The organism is Achromobacter sp. SX5 (genome assembly GCF_056711425.1).
On the sequence record NZ_CM160041.1, the window covers coordinates 2981036 to 2997550 of the forward strand.

Genomic DNA, 16515 nt, shown 5'->3' on the forward strand with positions numbered 1-16515 from the left:
TCCGCAAGGAGCCGCGATGATGATCATGACCGCCACCTTCCTCAGCGCCATCGACCGCCAGGCGCGCAACCGCTATGACGACGGCGCCGGCCTGGCGCTGCGCCCGCTGGACCCGGCCGCCGACGCCGCCCTGCTGCGCCAGTGGTTCTCGATGGACTATGCCCGTTTCTGGTCCATGCAGGAGCACACCGAGGCGCAGGTGCGCGAATTCTACGAAGCGCTGGCCGACAGCGGCCACGCCGCCGCCTGGCTCGGCAGCTACCAGGACCGCCCGGCCTTCCTGCTGGAGTGCTACGACCCCGCCCACGACCAGGTCGGCGAGCACTATCCCGTATGCCACGGCGACCTGGGCATGCACATCTTTATCGGGCCGCCCGAGGTGCGCATCCCTCACTTCAGCCGCCGGGTGTTCGCCTTCGTCATGCGCTTTCTGTTCGACCGGCTGCACGCCCGGCGCGTGGTGGTCGAGCCCGACAGCAACAACATCAAGATCCATGCGCTCAACCTGGCCATGGGTTTTACCTACGCCGGCCAGGCGCGCTTTCGCGAAAAGACCGCCAGCATCGCCTTCTGCACCCGGCGGCAGTTTGAACAGGCCCAACTCCAGGAGTCGTCCCTATGAGCACCCAGCCCCATCCCGCCCGGATCGCCGACCACCTCGCGCCCGACGTCTGGCAGAAGGTCAACCGCCTGCTACTCAGGAAAGCCATCTCCGAATACGCCCACGAATGGCTGCTGGAACCCGAGCGCCTGGGCCCGGCCGAGGCCCCCGGCTTCGACCGCTACCGGCTGGCGCTGGCCGACGGCCACGCCGTCTACCATTTCGACGCCCAGATGATGGCCATGCGCCACTGGCGCATCCCGCCCGAGTCCATCTCCAAGACCGTCGCCGGCACGCCCGCGCCGCTGGACGCGCTGCAATTCGTGATCGAAATCCGCGACAAACTGGGCCTGCCCGAAGACCGTCTGCCCATCTACCTGGACGAAATCACCAGCACGCTGCACGGCAGCGCCTACAAGCACACCCGCGATGCGCTGCCCGCTGCCGAGCTGGCGCTGGCCGACTACCAGACCATCGAAACCGCCATGATCGAAGGCCATCCCAGCTTCGTCGCCAACAATGGCCGGCTGGGCTTCGACGCCGAGGACTACCACGCCTACGCCCCGGAATGCGCCAGCCCGATCCGGCTGCTGTGGCTGGCGGTGCACAAGGACAACGCCCATTTCGCGTGCCTGTCCACGATGGACCACGACAGCCTGCTGCGCGACGAACTGGGCGCCGCCGTCCTGGCCCGCCATCGCGACACGCTGCGCGACATGGGCCTGGACCCGGCCGACTACTACATCATGCCCGCGCATCCCTGGCAGTGGTTCAACAAGCTGTCCCTGGCCTTCGCGCCCTACGTGGCCGCGCGCAAGATCGTCTGCCTCGGCTACGGCGACGACGACTACCTGGCGCAGCAATCGATCCGCACCTTCTTCAACATCTCCCAGCCCGGCAAGCATTACGTCAAGACCTCGCTGTCCATCCTGAACATGGGCTTCATGCGCGGGCTGTCGCCCTACTACATGTCCGGCACCCCGGCCATCAACGAGTACATACACGGGCTGATCGCGTCCGATCGCTGGCTGCGCGAAAACGGCTTCACCATCCTGCGCGAAGCGGCCTCGCTGGGCTTTCGCAACTACTACTACGAAGCCGCGATCTCGGTCGACACGCCCTACAAGAAGATGTTCTCGGCGCTGTGGCGCGAAAACCCCGTCGCGCTGATCGGTCCCGGCCAGCGCCTCATGACCATGGCCGCGCTGCTGCACGTCGACCCGCAAGGCGGAGCGCTGCTGCCCGCGCTGATCCGCGCCTCGGGCCTGAACACCGGCGCCTGGCTCGAACGCTACGTGGACGCCTATCTCACGCCGCTGGTGCATTGCTTCTACGCCCATGACCTGGTCTTCATGCCGCACGGCGAAAACGTGATCCTGGTGGTCGAAGACCACGTGCCGGTGCGCGCCTTCATGAAAGACATCGCCGAGGAATCGTCCATCCTCGACCCGCAGGCCGCGCTGCCCGAGAACGCCCGCCGCCTGGCCGCCGACGTGCCCGAAGAGTACAAGCTGCTCACCATCTTCGTGGACGTGTTCGAAGGCTACTTCCGCCACCTCTCGCAGGTGCTGGCCGATACCGGCCTGATGCACGAGGACGCGTTCTGGAAACTGGTGGCCGGCCGCGTCGCCGCCTACCAGCAGGCGCATCCGCAGCGGCTCGACAAATACCGCCGCTACGACCTGTACGCCCCCGACATGATCCATTCGTGCCTGAATCGCCTGCAGTTGGCCAACAATCTGCAGATGGTCAACCTGGCCGACCCGATCGGCAGCTTCCAGATGGCGCCGCGCCTGCCCAACCCGATCGCCCCCTACCGGCCGCAGTGGCTAGACCAGGAAGCGGCCGACGCCGCGCGGGCGCTTGCGTGAACCGCGAACTGGAAGACCTGCTGGCGCTGACCGCCCGCCTGGTGCCCGGCCTGGCCGGCCAGGTCGCGGCCGGCAGCGGCCCGGGCATCCGCCCGGGCGCCGACAACGCCCAGGCCATCGCGGGCTTGCGCGACATCTGGCGCCAGCGGCATCCCGAGGCCGGCCCGCACTACCTAGCCCTGCGCTGCTGGGGGCTGCTGATCTGGCAGCCGGTATACCTGAGCGTGATCGCGGCGCACCGCAGCGCCATCGTGCCGGACCTGTCCGGCATGAGCCTCCCGGTGCCGGACGACGGATTCATCATCGGGTATACGCTGCCGCCCCACGCCCCCTGGCGCGCCGACCCATGCCAGCGCATCCATACCGCCGCCGCGCAGCTGCGCACGCTATGCGCCGGCTTCTACGGCGAACTGAGCCGCGCGCTGCGGATCAGCGCGCGCGCCGCCGAAAGCATGCAGGCCGATTGCGTGCTGCAGGCCCTCCTGGCCGCGCGCCGCGACCACGGCGCCTGCGCCAACGCCTGGGCCCAGCGCCAGGCCGGCCTGTGGCTGGACCTGCTCGGCCTGCAGGGACGCAGCGGCTACCTCAGCTACGAACGCGCATCGCTGCCGCGCATCGCCGTCGACCGGCAGGTCTGCTGCCATGACTTCCGCAAGCGCGACGGCGACTACTGCAGCACCTGCCCCAAACTGGATCTTGCCGACCGCATGGCCCGGATCGACGCCGAGCACGCCGAAGCCGCCTGAAGGCGCGGCGGCCCGGGCGGCACGGCACAAGGAGTCGCACATGAACGATATCGGCCGTCTCGCTCACGTAGAGCAGGCTGTCAGCCCGCTGCACGTGCGGGCCTATTTCGACCAGGCCCTGTACGCCCGCGAACAGGAACTCATATTCAAGCAATGCGCCACGTACCTGGGCCACGAAAAAGGCGTGCCCGAACCGGGCGACTGGCGCCGCCTGCCCCACGAGGAAGGCGGCCGCGTGCTGGTGCGCAATGCGCGCGGCGTGGAGCTGGTGTCCAACGTCTGCCGCCACCGCCAGGCGCTGATCCTCGGCGGCGAAACCGGCGCGGTGACCGGCCCCGGCAACCCGGCAGGCAACCTGTCGGCCACCGGCGGCAACATCGTCTGCCCGCTGCACCGCTGGACCTACGACGACCAGGGCCATCTGCTCGGCGCGCCGCAGTTCCCCAGCACCCCGTGCCTGAATCTGCCGCGCTTTCCGCTCAGGAACTGCCACGGCCTGCTGTTCGAAGGCCCGCGCGATCCGCTGCGCGACCTGGGCGGCCTGTTCGGTCGTCCCGAATTCGATTTCTCCGACTACGTGCTCGACCACGTCGAGGTGCACCAGTGCAACTACAACTGGAAAACCTTCATCGAGGTCTACCTCGAGGACTACCACGTCGGACCGTTTCACCCCGGGCTGGGCCGCTTCGTCACCTGCGAGGACCTGAGCTGGGAATTCGGCGACTGGCACAGCCTGCAGCGCGTCGGCGTGCACGACGCGCTGGAAAAACCGGGTTCCGACGTCTACCGCGACTGGCACGACACGCTGATGCGCTACCGGAGCGGCTCGGCGCCCGACTTCGGCGCCATCTGGGTGACGTACTTCCCCACCCACATGATCGAGCTCTACCCCCACGTGCTGGTGCTCTCGACCCTGTACCCGAAAGGGCCGCAAGAAACCCTTAACATCGCCGAGTTCTACTACCCCGAGGAAATCGCCCTGTTCGAACGCCCCTTCGTCGAGGCGCAGCGCGCGGCCTACATGGAAACCGCGATCGAGGACGACGAAATCGGCGAGCGCATGGACGCCGGCCGCCTGGCGCTGCTGCGCCGCGGCGTGTCCGACAGCGGGCCGTATCAATCGCCGATGGAGGACGGCATGCAGCACTTCCACGACTGGTATCGCGGCATCATGGGCGATGCATTGGGAGACTGCGCCGCGCCATGAACAATGCGGATGCGAATCTGTGCTATTCTCATTTTCATGATAAACGGCGGTTGACGCGCCGCCCATGGGCTCATCCCGTAATGCCAGCGACGACCTTGAACCCGGCTCCCTCCCCCGTCCGCTTCACCGTGGCCGATTTCGACCGCATGGGCAGCGAAAACGGCTTCCGCTACCGCCTGCCGCAGCCTGGCGGCGGGCTGCGCGCCAGCCCCGAAACCCTGTGCATCGCCGAAGGCCGGGTCGAAACCTACCAGATCCGGCCCGGCCTGACGCTGGTGCTCTCAGACGTGCGCGTGCACCAGGACTACGAGGCTGCCTCGATGATGTCCCCGCGCTTTTCCGCCATCGTCATGTTGCAAGGCCATGCCCGCACCCGCCTCGACCGCCATGACGACGTCAGGCTGGCCGCCCACAGCGGCATCAGCGCGCTGTACGGCGACACCGTCGCCATGACCGGCACCCACGCGGCCGGGCAGCGCCTGCGCAGCGTCAACCTGTCCCTGTCGGCCCCCGACGGCGCGGCCGACGACCGGATCAGCGAAACCATCTGGAAAGCGCTGCGCACGCCCGCGCTGCGCCTGCGCCGCTGGCAGGCGCCGGGCCATCTGCTGCACGCCATCGAACACCTGCTGGCCTGCGACTGGGACGCTCCCTTGCAAGACCTGCTGCGCGAAGGCGTGGCGATGGAGCTGCTGGCCCACGCACTGGCCTCGCTGGAACAGCGCGCGCCCGCCGAAGGCACGCTGTCCGAGCGCGACCGCCAACTGCTCGAACGCGTGCGCGAACGCCTGCACGACGCGCCCGGCGAGGAACACACGCTGGACGACCTGGCCCGGCTGGCCTGCATGAGTCCCAGCACCTTGCGCGCCAAGTTCCAGGCCGCCTACCAGCGCTCGGTATTCAGCTGGCTGCGCGAGCGCCGGCTTGAGGTCGCCCGCGAACAACTGGCCCAAGGCTGCAGCGTGCAGCAGGCCGCGCACCTGGTCGGCTACCGGCACGCCACCAATTTCGCCACGGCGTTTCGCGAGCGCTACGGCATCGCCCCCAGTGAACTGAACTGAGCGCATGGCCTTGCGGGGCTTACGGCGGCGCTCATTGCTCTTGCGGCATTCTCCATTCCCCGCGGGCACGGCGGCGGGCGACCATCGGGCAGAGCTTCCCGCAGTGGGAAGCGCCAGCCATGGATGCCCTCGTGCCGCGCTCCGAACCCCTGCCTTCCTTTCCCACTATGGTGCTGATGCTGGGCGTGCTGGCCTGCGTCGCGCCAGCCACCATCGACGCCTATCTGCCCGCCTTCGGCGCGCTCGGCAGGGAGTTCGCGGTCGCGCCGCAAACCGTGCAGCTCACGCTGGGCGTCTACATGGCCTGCTACGCGTCCATGCTGCTGTTGCACGGCACGCTGTCGGATTCGCTGGGACGGCGCCGCATCGTGCTAACAGCGCTGGGGGTCTATCTCTGCGGGACGCTGATGGCGGCAATGGCGCCCAGCTTCGGCTGGCTGCTGGCCGCACGCGCGGTGCAGGGGTTGTCGGCCGGCGCGGGCATCGTGGTCGGCCAGGCTATCGTCCGCGACTGTTACGACGGCGCCGTGGCGCGCCGGGCCATGTCCTACCTGATCCTGGTGTTCAACCTGTCGCCGGCGCTGGCGCCCATCATCGGCGGCTACCTGGCGGCGCACCAGGGCTGGCGTTCCATCTTCGTGCTGCTGGCGGCGCTGGCCGGCGCCGCCTTGCTGCTGTGCGCGCGGCGCCTGCCCGAAACCCTGCCGCCCGGCCGGCGCCAGACGCTGGCCTGGCGCACGCTGGGCGCCAACTATCTGCGTTTGCTGCGCGACCGGCGCTATGTCTCGCTGGGCCTGGCGTTCAGCCTGCTGTTCGCCGCCCAGGGGCTGCTCATCGGCGCGGCGCCCGACTTCATCGCCAACGTGCTGGGCCTGCCGGAAACCGATTTCGCCTATCTGTTCGTGCCGCTGGTGGCCGGCGCCATGGCCGGCGCACTGCTGGCGGCGCGCAAGGCCGGCCGCTGGTCCGACGGCCGCGTCACGCTGCTGGCCTACGGACTGATGGGCGCCAGCTGCCTAGCCTTCGTGCTGTACATGGCAGGCGCCGCGCCGCCGCGCCTGCCGTGGGCGGTGCTGCTGCCGGGCCTGTACACCTGCGGCCTGGCCATGGCGGTGCCCGCCATGACCCTGCGCATCCTGGCGCGGGCGCCGGACCTGTCCGGCACCGCCGCTTCGGTGCTGGGCTTCATGCAGATGCTCACGTTCTCGATAGTCAGCGGCTGGTGCGTGCCGCTGGTCTATGGCCGGCCGCTGCAGCTTGCCGCCGGCATGCTGGCATGCGTGGCGACAAGCGCCGCGGGCTGGGCCTGGTTGCACCGCCGCGCAGCGCCCGTGGTCAACACCGAGTCAGGCTAAGCAGGGCGGCATTCTGCATACGTATCGCATCGTCCGGCATACCCAGGCGGGTCGGTAAAAAACAACAATTCTCATTACCAAATCTTTCTGCCGGAGCCCGCCTCATGCTGTTCGTTCTGTCCTCGCCCGCCGCCCGCCCGCGCCGGACGACTCCTCTTGTCTACGCCATCAAGGCGGCCCTGGCCTGCTCCGCCCTCGCCCACCAGGCCGCCGGCGCACAGTCCGCCGAAAACGTGAAGCAACTCCCCTCGGTCACCGTCAGCGGCGAGGGCGTCACCGGCACCACCGAAGGCACCGGCTCCTACACCACCGAAGCCATGAGCACGGCCACCGGCATGACGCTGTCGCCGCGCGAAACGCCGCAGTCGGTCAGCGTGGTCACCCGCCAGGAAATCGAGGACCAGGGCCTGCAGGACACCGGTTCCATTCTGGCCAGCGCGCCGGGCATCTCGGTCACCACCAGCGACAGCAACCGCCTGTCCTTCTCGTCGCGCGGATTCGCCATCGACAACTTCCAGTTCGACGGCCTGAATTCCCCCATCCTCAGCCTGTGGAACTACGGCGCCACCGATCTGGACTCCGCCATCTACGACCGGGTCGAAATCGTACGCGGCGCAACCGGCCTGATGACCGGCTCGGGCAACCCTTCGGCAGCGGTGAACTTCGTCCGCAAGAAGCCGCTGCGCGAGTTCGCCCTGTCCGGCGGCGCCAGCGTCGGCAGCTGGAACCACGTCCGCGGCGACGTCGACCTGTCCGTGCCCATCCTCGAAAACGGCCGCATCCGCTCGCGCTTCGTGGCCGCCTACGATCAGGGCGACAGCTACGTGACCTTCCTGGACAAGCGCAAGCGCACCTTCTATGGCACGGTCGCCGCCGACCTGACCCCGGACACCGTGCTGACCGTGGGCCTCGAATACCTGCGCAACCAGAGCAGCGGCTTCGGCAGCGGCTTTCCGCTCTTCTACGCCGACGGCTCGCGCACCGATTTCAATCGCTCCGTTGCCAACAACACGCGCTGGGCCCGTTTCGACGTCGAATCCACCACCACCTTCGTGGACCTGGCGCACCGCTTCGCCAACGACTGGAAGGCGCGCGCCGCCTACAGCCACAATAGCGGCGAATATCGTTTGAAGCACATGTTCCGCGGCGGCTACCCGGACCGCGTCACCGGCGCCGGCATGACCGGCGCGTTCAACAACTACGACGGCGACCGCTCGCGCGACGACATCCACCTGACGCTGTCCGGCCCGTTCCAGCTGCTGGGCCGCAAGCACGAGCTCGCGCTGGGCTGGATGAGCGTGAACGACCACAGCGACATCGGCCGCTACGCAATGACCGGCGCCGCGCCGGACCTGGGCAGCTACTTCGACTGGCGCCAGGACCGCATCGCCGAACCTACCTGGGCCAGCGACAAGACGCCCGCCGACGACATGCGGGTCAAGCAAACCGGTATCTACGCGGTGGGGCGTTTAGCGCTGGCCGATCCGCTGCACCTGATCGTGGGCGGGCGCTGGAGCAACTGGGAAACCAGGCAGAACTATTTCGGCAGCAAGCGCGAGTACAAGATCAATAACCAGTTCACACCCTATGCCGGCCTGGTCTACGACATCGACAAGACCTATAGCGCCTACGCCAGCTACACCGAGATCTTCCAACCGCAGAACGCGCGCTCGCCCGATGGCTCCATCCTGCCCCCCATCGACGGCAAGAGCTACGAGATCGGGCTCAAGGGCTCCTACCTGGACGGGCTGCTGAACGCCGCGGTGGCGCTGTACCAGACCCGCCAGGACAACCTGGCGCAGCTCATCCCCGACGAGTTCGTCGAAGGCATGCCCGGCACGCCCGCCTATCGCGCCGTCTCGGGCGCCAAGGTCCAGGGCTTCGATCTGGAGGCCAACGGCCAGCTCTCGCCCGGCTGGAACGTCGCCGCCAGCTACACGCATTTCACCACCAGGGACGCCAAGGGCAACGCGATCAACACCGAGCATCCGCGCAGCCTGTTCAAGGTCTACACCACCTACCGCCTGCCGGGCGACCTGCACCGCCTGACCGTGGGCGGCGGCGTCAACTGGCAAAGCAGCATCTACCGGTCCGCACCCAGCCCGCGCGGCAATGTGCGCGTGCAGCAAGGCAGCTACGCCCTGGTCAACCTGATGGCCCGCTATGACTTCTCCAAGCGGCTTTCGGCCACCCTCAACCTGAACAACGTGTTCGACAGAAAGTATTACGACCAGATCGGCTTCTACAGCCAGGGCTGGTACGGCGCGCCCCGCAACGTCATGCTGACGCTGCGCGCGCAATACTGATGGCGACGGCGGCCAGCACGATGCGTTTCTTGAATCTGGCTATCGCGGCGCTGGCCCTGGTGCTTGGCTTGGCCGCCTGCGAGCGCGCGCCGCAGGCGCCCGCGGCTTCTGCGGCCGATGCCGCAACCGCCGCAGCCGGCTTTCCCGTTACGCTGGACAGCGCGCTGGGCCAGGCGGTGATCCCCGCCCCGCCCAGGCGCGTCGTCACCCTCGGGCTGGGCGCCGACGACCTGGCGCTGGCGCTCGGCGTGGTGCCGGTGGGCGTGGGCCGGGCCGACTGGGGCGGGGACGCCGATCACTACTGGCCCTGGGTGCGCGCCGCCATCGAGGCCCGCGGCGAGCCGCTGCCCGAACGCATCACCGTCTATCCCGAACTGGACATCGAAAAGATCATCGCGCTGCGCCCGGACGTGGTGCTGGCGCCGTTTTCCGGCGTGAGCCCCGCGGCCTATGCGCAGCTGTCCAGGATGGTGCCGGTGGTGGCCTACCCGGATCAGCCCTTTCTGACGCCGGTGGACACGCAGATCGATCTGATCGCGGCGGCCCTGGGCAAGCCGGACGCCGCCGCCCCCTTGAAGGCCCGCATCCACGAGACGCTGGCGCAGGCCGGGCGGCGCTATCCCGAGCTGGCCGGCAAGACCTTCGCCTATGCGCGCGCCGATCTGGGAACCGGCAACTTCACCGTCTACGTCGCCGGCGATCCGCGGGTGGACACGCTGGGGGCCATGGGGCTGGCGCTGGCCCCGTCGGTACGCGACATGCGCGCCAGCGCCGGGCATTTCGCGCATTACCTGGGGCTGGAGAATGCCGACGCGCTGGCCGACGCCGACATTCTGGTGAGCTGGTTCTACACGCCCCAGGAGCGTGAGCGCACCGAGGCGCTGCCGCTGTACGCCGCCATTCCGGCGGTGCGCCGCGGCGCCTACGTGGCGCTGAGCGACCCGGCGCTGGTGATGGCGTCGTCTTCCGGCACGCCGCTGGCGGTGTCCTGGATGCTGGACCGGCTGGCCCCGCAACTGGCGCAGGCCGCGCGCCGGGCCGAACACGACGAGGGCCGCCCGTGACGGCAGCCGCTACGCATTGGCGCCGCGCGGCGCTGCTGATCGCGGCCTGTATGCTGCTGGCCGCGGCCGCGCTGGCCAGCCTGTGGCTGGGCTCGCGCGGGCTGTCGGCGGGCGCCGTCTGGCAGGCATTGACGCGGCCCGATGACAGCCACGCCGCGCTGGTGGTTGCGTCCCGGGTGCCGCGGACCCTGCTGGCCCTACTGACCGGCGCGGCGCTGGCCGTGGCCGGCGCCCTGATCCAGGCGCTGACCCGCAACCCGCTGGCCGAGCCTGGCCTGCTGGGCGTGAACGCGGGTGCCGCCGCTTCCATCGTGAGCGTGGCGCTGCTTCTGGGCGGGCTGCCGCCGCATCCGTTCTGGGCCGCCCTGCCCGGCGCGCTGGGCGCCGCCGCCGTGGTCTATCTGATCGGCGCGGGCGGCCGGGGCCTGCAGCCCGAGCGGCTGATCCTGGCAGGCGCCGCCGTCAACGCCGTGCTGTTCGCCTACGTGCAGGCCGTGGCGCTGCTGCGCGACGATCTTTTCGATTCCTACCGCTTCTGGGCCGTGGGCTCGCTGGCCGGACAGGGCCTGGACACCGCGCTGCGCGCCGCGCCCTATATCGGCGCCGGCCTGCTGCTGGCCGCGGCGCTGGCCCGGCCGCTGAATCTGCTGGCGCTGGGCCGGGCACTGGCGCAGGCGCTGGGGCTGCGCGCCGGCCTGTACCGCGCGCTGGGACTGCTGTGCGTGGCCGTGCTGGCGGCCGCGGCCACGGCGGCGGCCGGCCCCATCGCCTTCGTCGGCCTGGCGGTGCCGCACATCGCGCGCCGCCAGGCCGGTTCCGACCTGCGCTGGCTGCTGGCTTATTGCGTCGTGCTGGGTCCGCTGCTGATGCTGGTCGCCGACATTCTGGCGCGGCTGCTGCGCGCGCCGGCCGAGTTGCTGACCGGCGTGGTGGTGGCGTTCATCGGCGCGCCCTTTCTGCTGACGGCGCTGCGCCGCGGCGGGCGGGAGCCGGCATGACGCGGCCGGCGGCCGTGCTGCGCGCCGGCGATTGGCTGGCCCTGCCGCTGGCGCCGCGCGCGCTGGGCTACGGCGTGCTGCTGCTGATCCTGGCCGGCGTGCTGCTGGCGGCGTCGCTGCGCGCGGGCGATCCCTTGCTGTCCTGGGATGCCTTGTGGCGCACGCTGCAAGGCGGCGGCAGCAGCGTGGAGCAATGGCTGCTGCACGCGGTCAGGCTGCCGCGCGCGCTGGCGGCGCTGGGCGCGGGCGCGGCGCTGGGCCTGTCCGGCGCGCTGTTCCAGAGCCTGACCCGCAACCCGCTGGGCAGCCCCGACGTGATCGGGCTGACGGCCGGCGCGGCCGCCGGCGCCGTGGCGGCGACCATGATCTGGCCCGGCGTGATGCCGGTGGCCTGGGGCGCGGCGGCCGGCGCGCTGGCGGCCACGCTGGGCGTCTGGTTCGGCTCCGGCGCCGGCTTCGCCGCGCCGAGGCGTATGGTCATCGCCGGCATCGCCGTGGGCGCGCTGGCCTTCGCCTTCGTGCAGTTCGGCCTGTCCAGCCTGCGGCGCGAGCAGGCCTATGTGGCGGCCGCCTGGCTCAACGGCAGCCTGGCCGGCAAGACCTGGGGCGACGTCGCGCTGATCGGCGCGGCCTGCGCCGCGCTGCTGCCGCCGGCGCTGGCGCTGTGCGCCCGGCTGCGCCTGCTGGAAATGGGCGACGACCTGGCCCAGGCGCTGGGCGCGCGGCCCGACCGCAGCCGGCTGGCGGCCACGCTGGTGGCGGTGCTGGCCGCGGCCGCGGCGGTCACGGTGGCCGGCCCGGTGGCCTTCATCGCGCTGGCCGCGCCGCAGATCGCCCGCCGCTGCGCCCGCGCCAGCGGACCGCAGCCGCTGCTGTCCGCCCTGACCGGCGCCGTGCTGCTGGCGGGGGCCGACCTGCTGGCCCGCGCCGCCGGTCCCGGCGGCCTGCCGGCGGGCGTGCTGACCGCCGGCATCGGCGGCGTTTATCTGGCTTTTCTGCTGGTGCTCGAATGGCGCAAGACTTCCGCATGAACCCTGATCCCCTCGACCGCAACCCCGGCGCGCCCGCGCTCGAACTACGCCGGGTCAGCCTGGCCTATGGTGAGCGGCAGGTGCTGGAGTCGCTGTCGCTGACGATCGCAGCCGGCGCCTTCACCGCGGTAGTGGGCCCGAACGGTTGCGGCAAATCCACGCTGCTGCGGGTGCTGGGCGGCGCGTTGGCGCCCACCCGCGGGCAGGCGCTGCTGGACGGCGCCGATCTGGCGGCGCTGCGGCGCAAGCCGGTGGCCCGGCGGCTGGCCTACCTGCCGCAGAACCCCATCGCGCCGGAAATGATCAGCGTGCGCGAGCTGGTGGCGCGCGGCCGCTACCCGCACCAGAGCCTGCTGCGGCAATGGTCGGCGGACGACGCCCGCGCGGTGGACGCGGCGCTGGCCGACACCGACCTGGCGGAGCTGGCCGACCACCCCGTGCATACGCTGTCCGGCGGACAGCGCCAGCGTGCATGGCTGGCGCTGGTGCTGGCGCAGGACGCCGGCATCATGCTGCTGGACGAGCCCACGACCTACCTGGACATCCGCCACCAGATCGACCTGCTGGAGCTGTGCGCGCGGCTGCACCGCGACGGGCGCACACTGGTGGCGGTGCTGCACGACCTGAACCTGGCGTTCCGCTACGCCGACCGGGTCGTCATGATGCGGGCCGGGCGCGTGGCGGCGCACGGCGAGGTACGCAGCGCGGTGACGGAAGATTCGATACGGCAGGTCTTCGACCTGGAGTGCCGGGTGGCGCCGGACCCGGAGACCGGCAGCCCCATGATCGTGCCCCGGCGCGCCGGCCGGGGCTGAATCGGCACGGGGCCTACAGCATGTGCGCGAGGAATTCGCGGCTGCGGGCCTGGCGCGGGGCGCTGAAGAATTCGGCCGAGGGCGCTTCTTCGATGATGCGGCCTTCGTCCATGAAGATCACGCGGTGCGCGACTTCACGCGCGAAACCCATTTCGTGGGTGACGACCAGCATGGTCATGCGTTCGTCGGCCAGCTGCTTCATGGTGCGCAGCACCTCGCCGGTGAGTTCCGGGTCCAGCGCCGAAGTGGGCTCGTCGAACAGCATGATGTCCGGTTCCATCGCCAGCGCGCGGGCGATGGCCACGCGCTGCTTCTGGCCGCCGGACAGCCGCCCCGGATAGTTGTCGCGCTTGTTCAGCAGGCCGACCTTGCGCAGCAGCGCCTCGGCCTTGGGCACGATGTCGGCGCGCGCCATGCCCTTGACGGTGATGGGCGCCTCGATCACGTTCTGCAGCACGGTCATGTGCGGGAACAGGTTGAACGACTGGAACACCATGCCCATCTTGCGGCAGATGCGGCGCACGTCGGCGTCGCCGGCGTACTGGCTGCGCCCGCCTTCGACCGCGCGGGCCATGGATTCGCCCTCGATCTCAATGCTGCCTTCGTCTATGGTTTCCAGGTGGTTCAGGCAGCGCAGAAAGGTGCTCTTGCCCGAACCGGACGGGCCGATCACCGCCACCACTTCGCCCTGGCCCAGGGTCAGGGATACGCGGTCCAGCACGCGGTGCGGACCGAAGGATTTGACGATGTCGCGCGCCTCGATCATGACGGGGCGTCCGGACGTCGGATTACTGGTCGTATTTGGCATAGCGCTTTTCCATATGCTGGAAGAACCAAGTCAGGACCAGCGTCATGATGAGATAGAAGGCGGCGGCGACCAGGAACGGCGAGGTCGTGAAGTCGCGCTGCACGATGCCGCGCGCGGTGCGCAGGATGTCGTTGAGCGCCAGCACGTAGATGAGCGAGGTGTCCTTGACCAGCGTGATGGTCTCGTTGCTCATGGGCGGCAGCACCCGCTGCACCATCTGCGGCAGCACGATGCGGCGCAGGGTCTGCAGGTAGGTCATGCCCAGCACCTTGCTGCCCTCGTACTGGCCGCGGTCCACCGACAGGATGCCGGCGCGGAAGATCTCGGCGAAATAGGCGGCGTAGTTGAGCGCGAAGGCCACGACCGCGGCGGGAAAGTCCGGCAGGCGCACGCCCACCACGGGCACGAACGGCAGCGCGAAATAGATGAACAGCATCTGCAGCATCAGCGGGGTGCCGCGCATGAGCCAGATGTAGCCGTTGACCAGGCGGCTAAGCAGCTTCCATTTGGATATCCGCGCCAGCGCCAGCACCAGCCCCAGGGGCACGGCCAGCGCCAGCGTGATGAAGAACAGCGTCAAGGTCACTTTCGCGCCTTCCGCCAATGGCCCCAATAGGGAGAGTACGTAGTCCATGCAGTGGGTTCGCGCCGCCAGGGCAACAGGGATTCATGAGCAAGCCCGCCTGGCGCGCGACGGCGCTGCGGCGGGCTGCGGAAAACTCGGCGGGACGCCCGGGCCGGCTGGCCGCAGGCGCCCCAGGCCGCTTACTTGATGATGTTGGCGCCGAACCACTGGGTGGCGATGCGGCCGGCGGTGCCGTCCTGCTTCATCGAGTCCAGCGTCTGGTTCAGCTTGGCCAGCAGTTCGGTGTCGTCCTTGCGCACGCCGACGCCGTAGTCTTCGGTGCCGAAGTTCTCGTCCAGCACGCGGTATTCGCCGGCGCGCTTGCTGATGAGGTAGCGGCCCACCACTTCGTCGACGACGATGGCGTCGAGGCGGCCGGCGGCCAGGTCCATCAGGGCCGTGACGTTATCGCCGAACTTCTTGACTTCCTTGATCTGCGCGGCGACCGGGTCCTTGGCGATGGCGTCCGTGGCGCTGCTGCCGTCCTGGGCGCCGACGACCTTGCCGGCCAGGTCGGCCTTGAGCTTCACCGGCGAGGCGTTGCCCACGATGATGATCTGGTGGTTGGCCATGTACGGGGAGGTGAAGCTGATGTTCTTCTTGCGCTCCTCGGTGATGGTCAGGCCGTTCCACAGCACGTCGACGCGCTTGCCGTTGAGCTCGGCTTCCTTGGCGCTCCAGTCGATCGGCTTGAACTCGACTTCCATGCCCAGGCGCTTGCTGGCTTCCTTGGCCATGTCGATGTCGAAACCGACGATCTGGTTGTTCGCATCCCGAAAGCCCATGGGCGGGAAGTTGTCGTCCAGGCCGACGACGACCTTCTTGGCGGCGGCGGACGCCTGCGCGTCGGCCTTGGGCGTATTGTCGCCAGGGCCGCAGGCGGTGAGCATCGCGGTGGCGGACACGAGAAGCAGTGCAGTCAGTTTTTTCATGCTTATGGGCGCGCGGGGCGCAGGAATGGAGAAAACCGGGGGCCGGTTAAAGCCGCGAGCCGGTATTTTATCCTCTTGCGCGCCGCGCGCCCGCAGGCCCGCCGTTTCAGTCCTTGCGGATGCCGGCGGCCTCGATCAGGGCCTGGTAGCGGGCGGCTTCCGCCTTCATGGCTTCCAGGGTCGCCTGCGGGGCGGAGCCCAGCACCTGCAGGCCGCGCGCCTCGTAGGTCTTGCGGAAATCCGGCTCGGCCGTGACCGCGGTCACGGCCTGGTTGATCCGCGCCACCAGGGCGTCCGGCGTCTTGCCGGGGACGAACAGCGAGAACACCGTCGACGGAATGCTGCCGGGCTTGCCGCCGGCCTCCTCCAGCGTCGGCACGTCCGGCATCATGGCGGCCCGTTGCGGCGAGCCCGCCACCAGCACGCGGATCTTGCCGGCCTTGTACTGCTCGGCCACCGCCAGGCCGCCGGCCATCACGCTGTCCACGTCGCCGGCCATGACCGCCGTCATCGCCGGCGCCACGCCCTTGAACGGCACGTAGGTGAACTGCACGCCTTCGGCGCGCGCCAGCATGGCCATGCCCAGGTGGTTCACGTGGCCCTGCCCGCCGGTGCCCACGTTGATGCGCTGCGGGTTGGCGCGGGCGTAGTCGATGAATTCGCGGTAGGTCTTGGCCGGAAAGGCGTCGCTGACCGCCACGTACAGCTGCACCTGGCCCAGGTCGGTGACCGGCTTGAAGTCCTCCTGCCAGCGGTACGGCACCTTGGCGTACAGGAAAGGATTGGTCTCCAGCGCCAGCCGGTCGATCATCAGCAGCGTGTTGCCGTCGGCCGCGGCGCGGGCGACGTAGTCGCTGCCGATGATGGCGTTGGCGCCGGGCCGGTTCTCCACGATCACGGTCTGGCCGCTCTGCTTGAAGAGCCGGTTGCCCAGGTCGCGCGCCAGCACGTCCGGCTCGGTGCCCGGCGGATACGGCACCACGATTTTGACGGTGTCCGACGGCCAGCCCTGGGCCGCGGCCGGCCCGGCGGACGTCAATGCGAGCGAGGCCCACAATACAGCTTGCAAACAACAGCGATACGGCGATCCCATGG

15 protein-coding genes are annotated in these 16515 nt (G+C 69.5%); 11 read left to right on the top strand and 4 right to left on the bottom strand.

The annotated features are described in order from the left end of the window. Nucleotides 1–16 precede the first annotated feature (16 nt). The 11 genes from AC1M14_RS14035 (at nt 17) to AC1M14_RS14085 (ending at nt 13055) form a co-directional block, all read left to right on the top strand. Complete coding sequence (locus AC1M14_RS14035; RefSeq protein ID WP_102771090.1) at nt 17–622, top strand: GNAT family N-acetyltransferase; 606 nt, start codon at nt 17–19, stop codon at nt 620–622. Next, nucleotides 619–2472 (top strand): IucA/IucC family protein, encoded by a 1854-nt coding sequence (locus AC1M14_RS14040; protein WP_479729840.1) that lies wholly within the window; start codon nt 619–621, stop codon nt 2470–2472. Before AC1M14_RS14035 ends, AC1M14_RS14040 begins: the two co-directional genes overlap by 4 nt. Next, complete coding sequence (locus tag AC1M14_RS14045) at nt 2469–3218, top strand: siderophore ferric iron reductase (protein ID WP_479729841.1); 750 nt, start codon at nt 2469–2471, stop codon at nt 3216–3218. The genes AC1M14_RS14040 and AC1M14_RS14045 overlap by 4 nt, the downstream gene beginning before the upstream one ends. Before the next feature lie 40 nt (nt 3219–3258). Continuing rightward, complete coding sequence (locus AC1M14_RS14050) at nt 3259–4425, top strand: aromatic ring-hydroxylating oxygenase subunit alpha (protein WP_479729842.1); 1167 nt, start codon at nt 3259–3261, stop codon at nt 4423–4425. Between the two features lie 146 nt (nt 4426–4571). Further along, nucleotides 4572–5486 (top strand): helix-turn-helix transcriptional regulator, encoded by a 915-nt coding sequence (locus AC1M14_RS14055; RefSeq protein ID WP_102771813.1) that lies wholly within the window; start codon nt 4572–4574, stop codon nt 5484–5486. A gap of 131 nt (nt 5487–5617) precedes the next feature. Next, nucleotides 5618–6841 carry a multidrug effflux MFS transporter gene (locus tag AC1M14_RS14060; RefSeq protein WP_479731805.1) on the top strand — a complete coding sequence of 408 codons (1224 nt, stop codon included), beginning with the start codon at nt 5618–5620 and terminating at the stop codon, nt 6839–6841. Between the two features lie 104 nt (nt 6842–6945). After that, nucleotides 6946–9147 (top strand): TonB-dependent alcaligin siderophore receptor FauA, encoded by a 2202-nt coding sequence (gene fauA, locus AC1M14_RS14065; RefSeq protein WP_479729843.1) that lies wholly within the window; start codon nt 6946–6948, stop codon nt 9145–9147. A 29-nt stretch (nt 9148–9176) separates the two neighbouring features. Further along, the gene (locus AC1M14_RS14070; RefSeq protein ID WP_479729844.1) at nt 9177–10211 is read left to right on the top strand and encodes an ABC transporter substrate-binding protein; all 1035 of its coding nucleotides are present in this window, start codon (nt 9177–9179) and stop codon (nt 10209–10211) included. Next, on the top strand, nt 10208–11209 hold the full coding sequence (locus AC1M14_RS14075) for a FecCD family ABC transporter permease (protein WP_246842380.1): 1002 nt from the start codon (nt 10208–10210) through the stop codon (nt 11207–11209). Before AC1M14_RS14070 ends, AC1M14_RS14075 begins: the two co-directional genes overlap by 4 nt. Then, nucleotides 11206–12240, top strand: coding sequence for a FecCD family ABC transporter permease (locus AC1M14_RS14080; RefSeq protein WP_479729845.1), 1035 nt, complete (start codon nt 11206–11208; stop codon nt 12238–12240). Before AC1M14_RS14075 ends, AC1M14_RS14080 begins: the two co-directional genes overlap by 4 nt. Then, nucleotides 12237–13055 (top strand): ABC transporter ATP-binding protein, encoded by an 819-nt coding sequence (locus AC1M14_RS14085; protein ID WP_479729846.1) that lies wholly within the window; start codon nt 12237–12239, stop codon nt 13053–13055. Before AC1M14_RS14080 ends, AC1M14_RS14085 begins: the two co-directional genes overlap by 4 nt. Nucleotides 13056–13068: 13 nt before the next feature. On the opposite strand, the gene AC1M14_RS14090 is transcribed toward AC1M14_RS14085, so the two are convergent. The 4 genes from AC1M14_RS14090 to AC1M14_RS14105 all read right to left on the bottom strand — a co-directional run bounded on the left by AC1M14_RS14090 (nt 13069) and on the right by AC1M14_RS14105 (nt 16489). Beyond that, complete coding sequence (locus AC1M14_RS14090; protein ID WP_111825204.1) at nt 13069–13821, bottom strand: amino acid ABC transporter ATP-binding protein; 753 nt, start codon at nt 13819–13821, stop codon at nt 13069–13071. A gap of 22 nt (nt 13822–13843) precedes the next feature. After that, nucleotides 13844–14497 (bottom strand): amino acid ABC transporter permease, encoded by a 654-nt coding sequence (locus AC1M14_RS14095; protein ID WP_102771080.1) that lies wholly within the window; start codon nt 14495–14497, stop codon nt 13844–13846. A gap of 131 nt (nt 14498–14628) precedes the next feature. Then, the gene (locus AC1M14_RS14100) at nt 14629–15420 is read right to left on the bottom strand and encodes an amino acid ABC transporter substrate-binding protein (protein ID WP_479729847.1); all 792 of its coding nucleotides are present in this window, start codon (nt 15418–15420) and stop codon (nt 14629–14631) included. 106 nt (nt 15421–15526) lie between these two features. Continuing rightward, entirely contained in the window at nt 15527–16489 is a 963-nt protein-coding gene (locus AC1M14_RS14105; protein WP_479729848.1) for a Bug family tripartite tricarboxylate transporter substrate binding protein, read from the bottom strand. Nucleotides 16490–16515 lie beyond the last annotated feature (26 nt).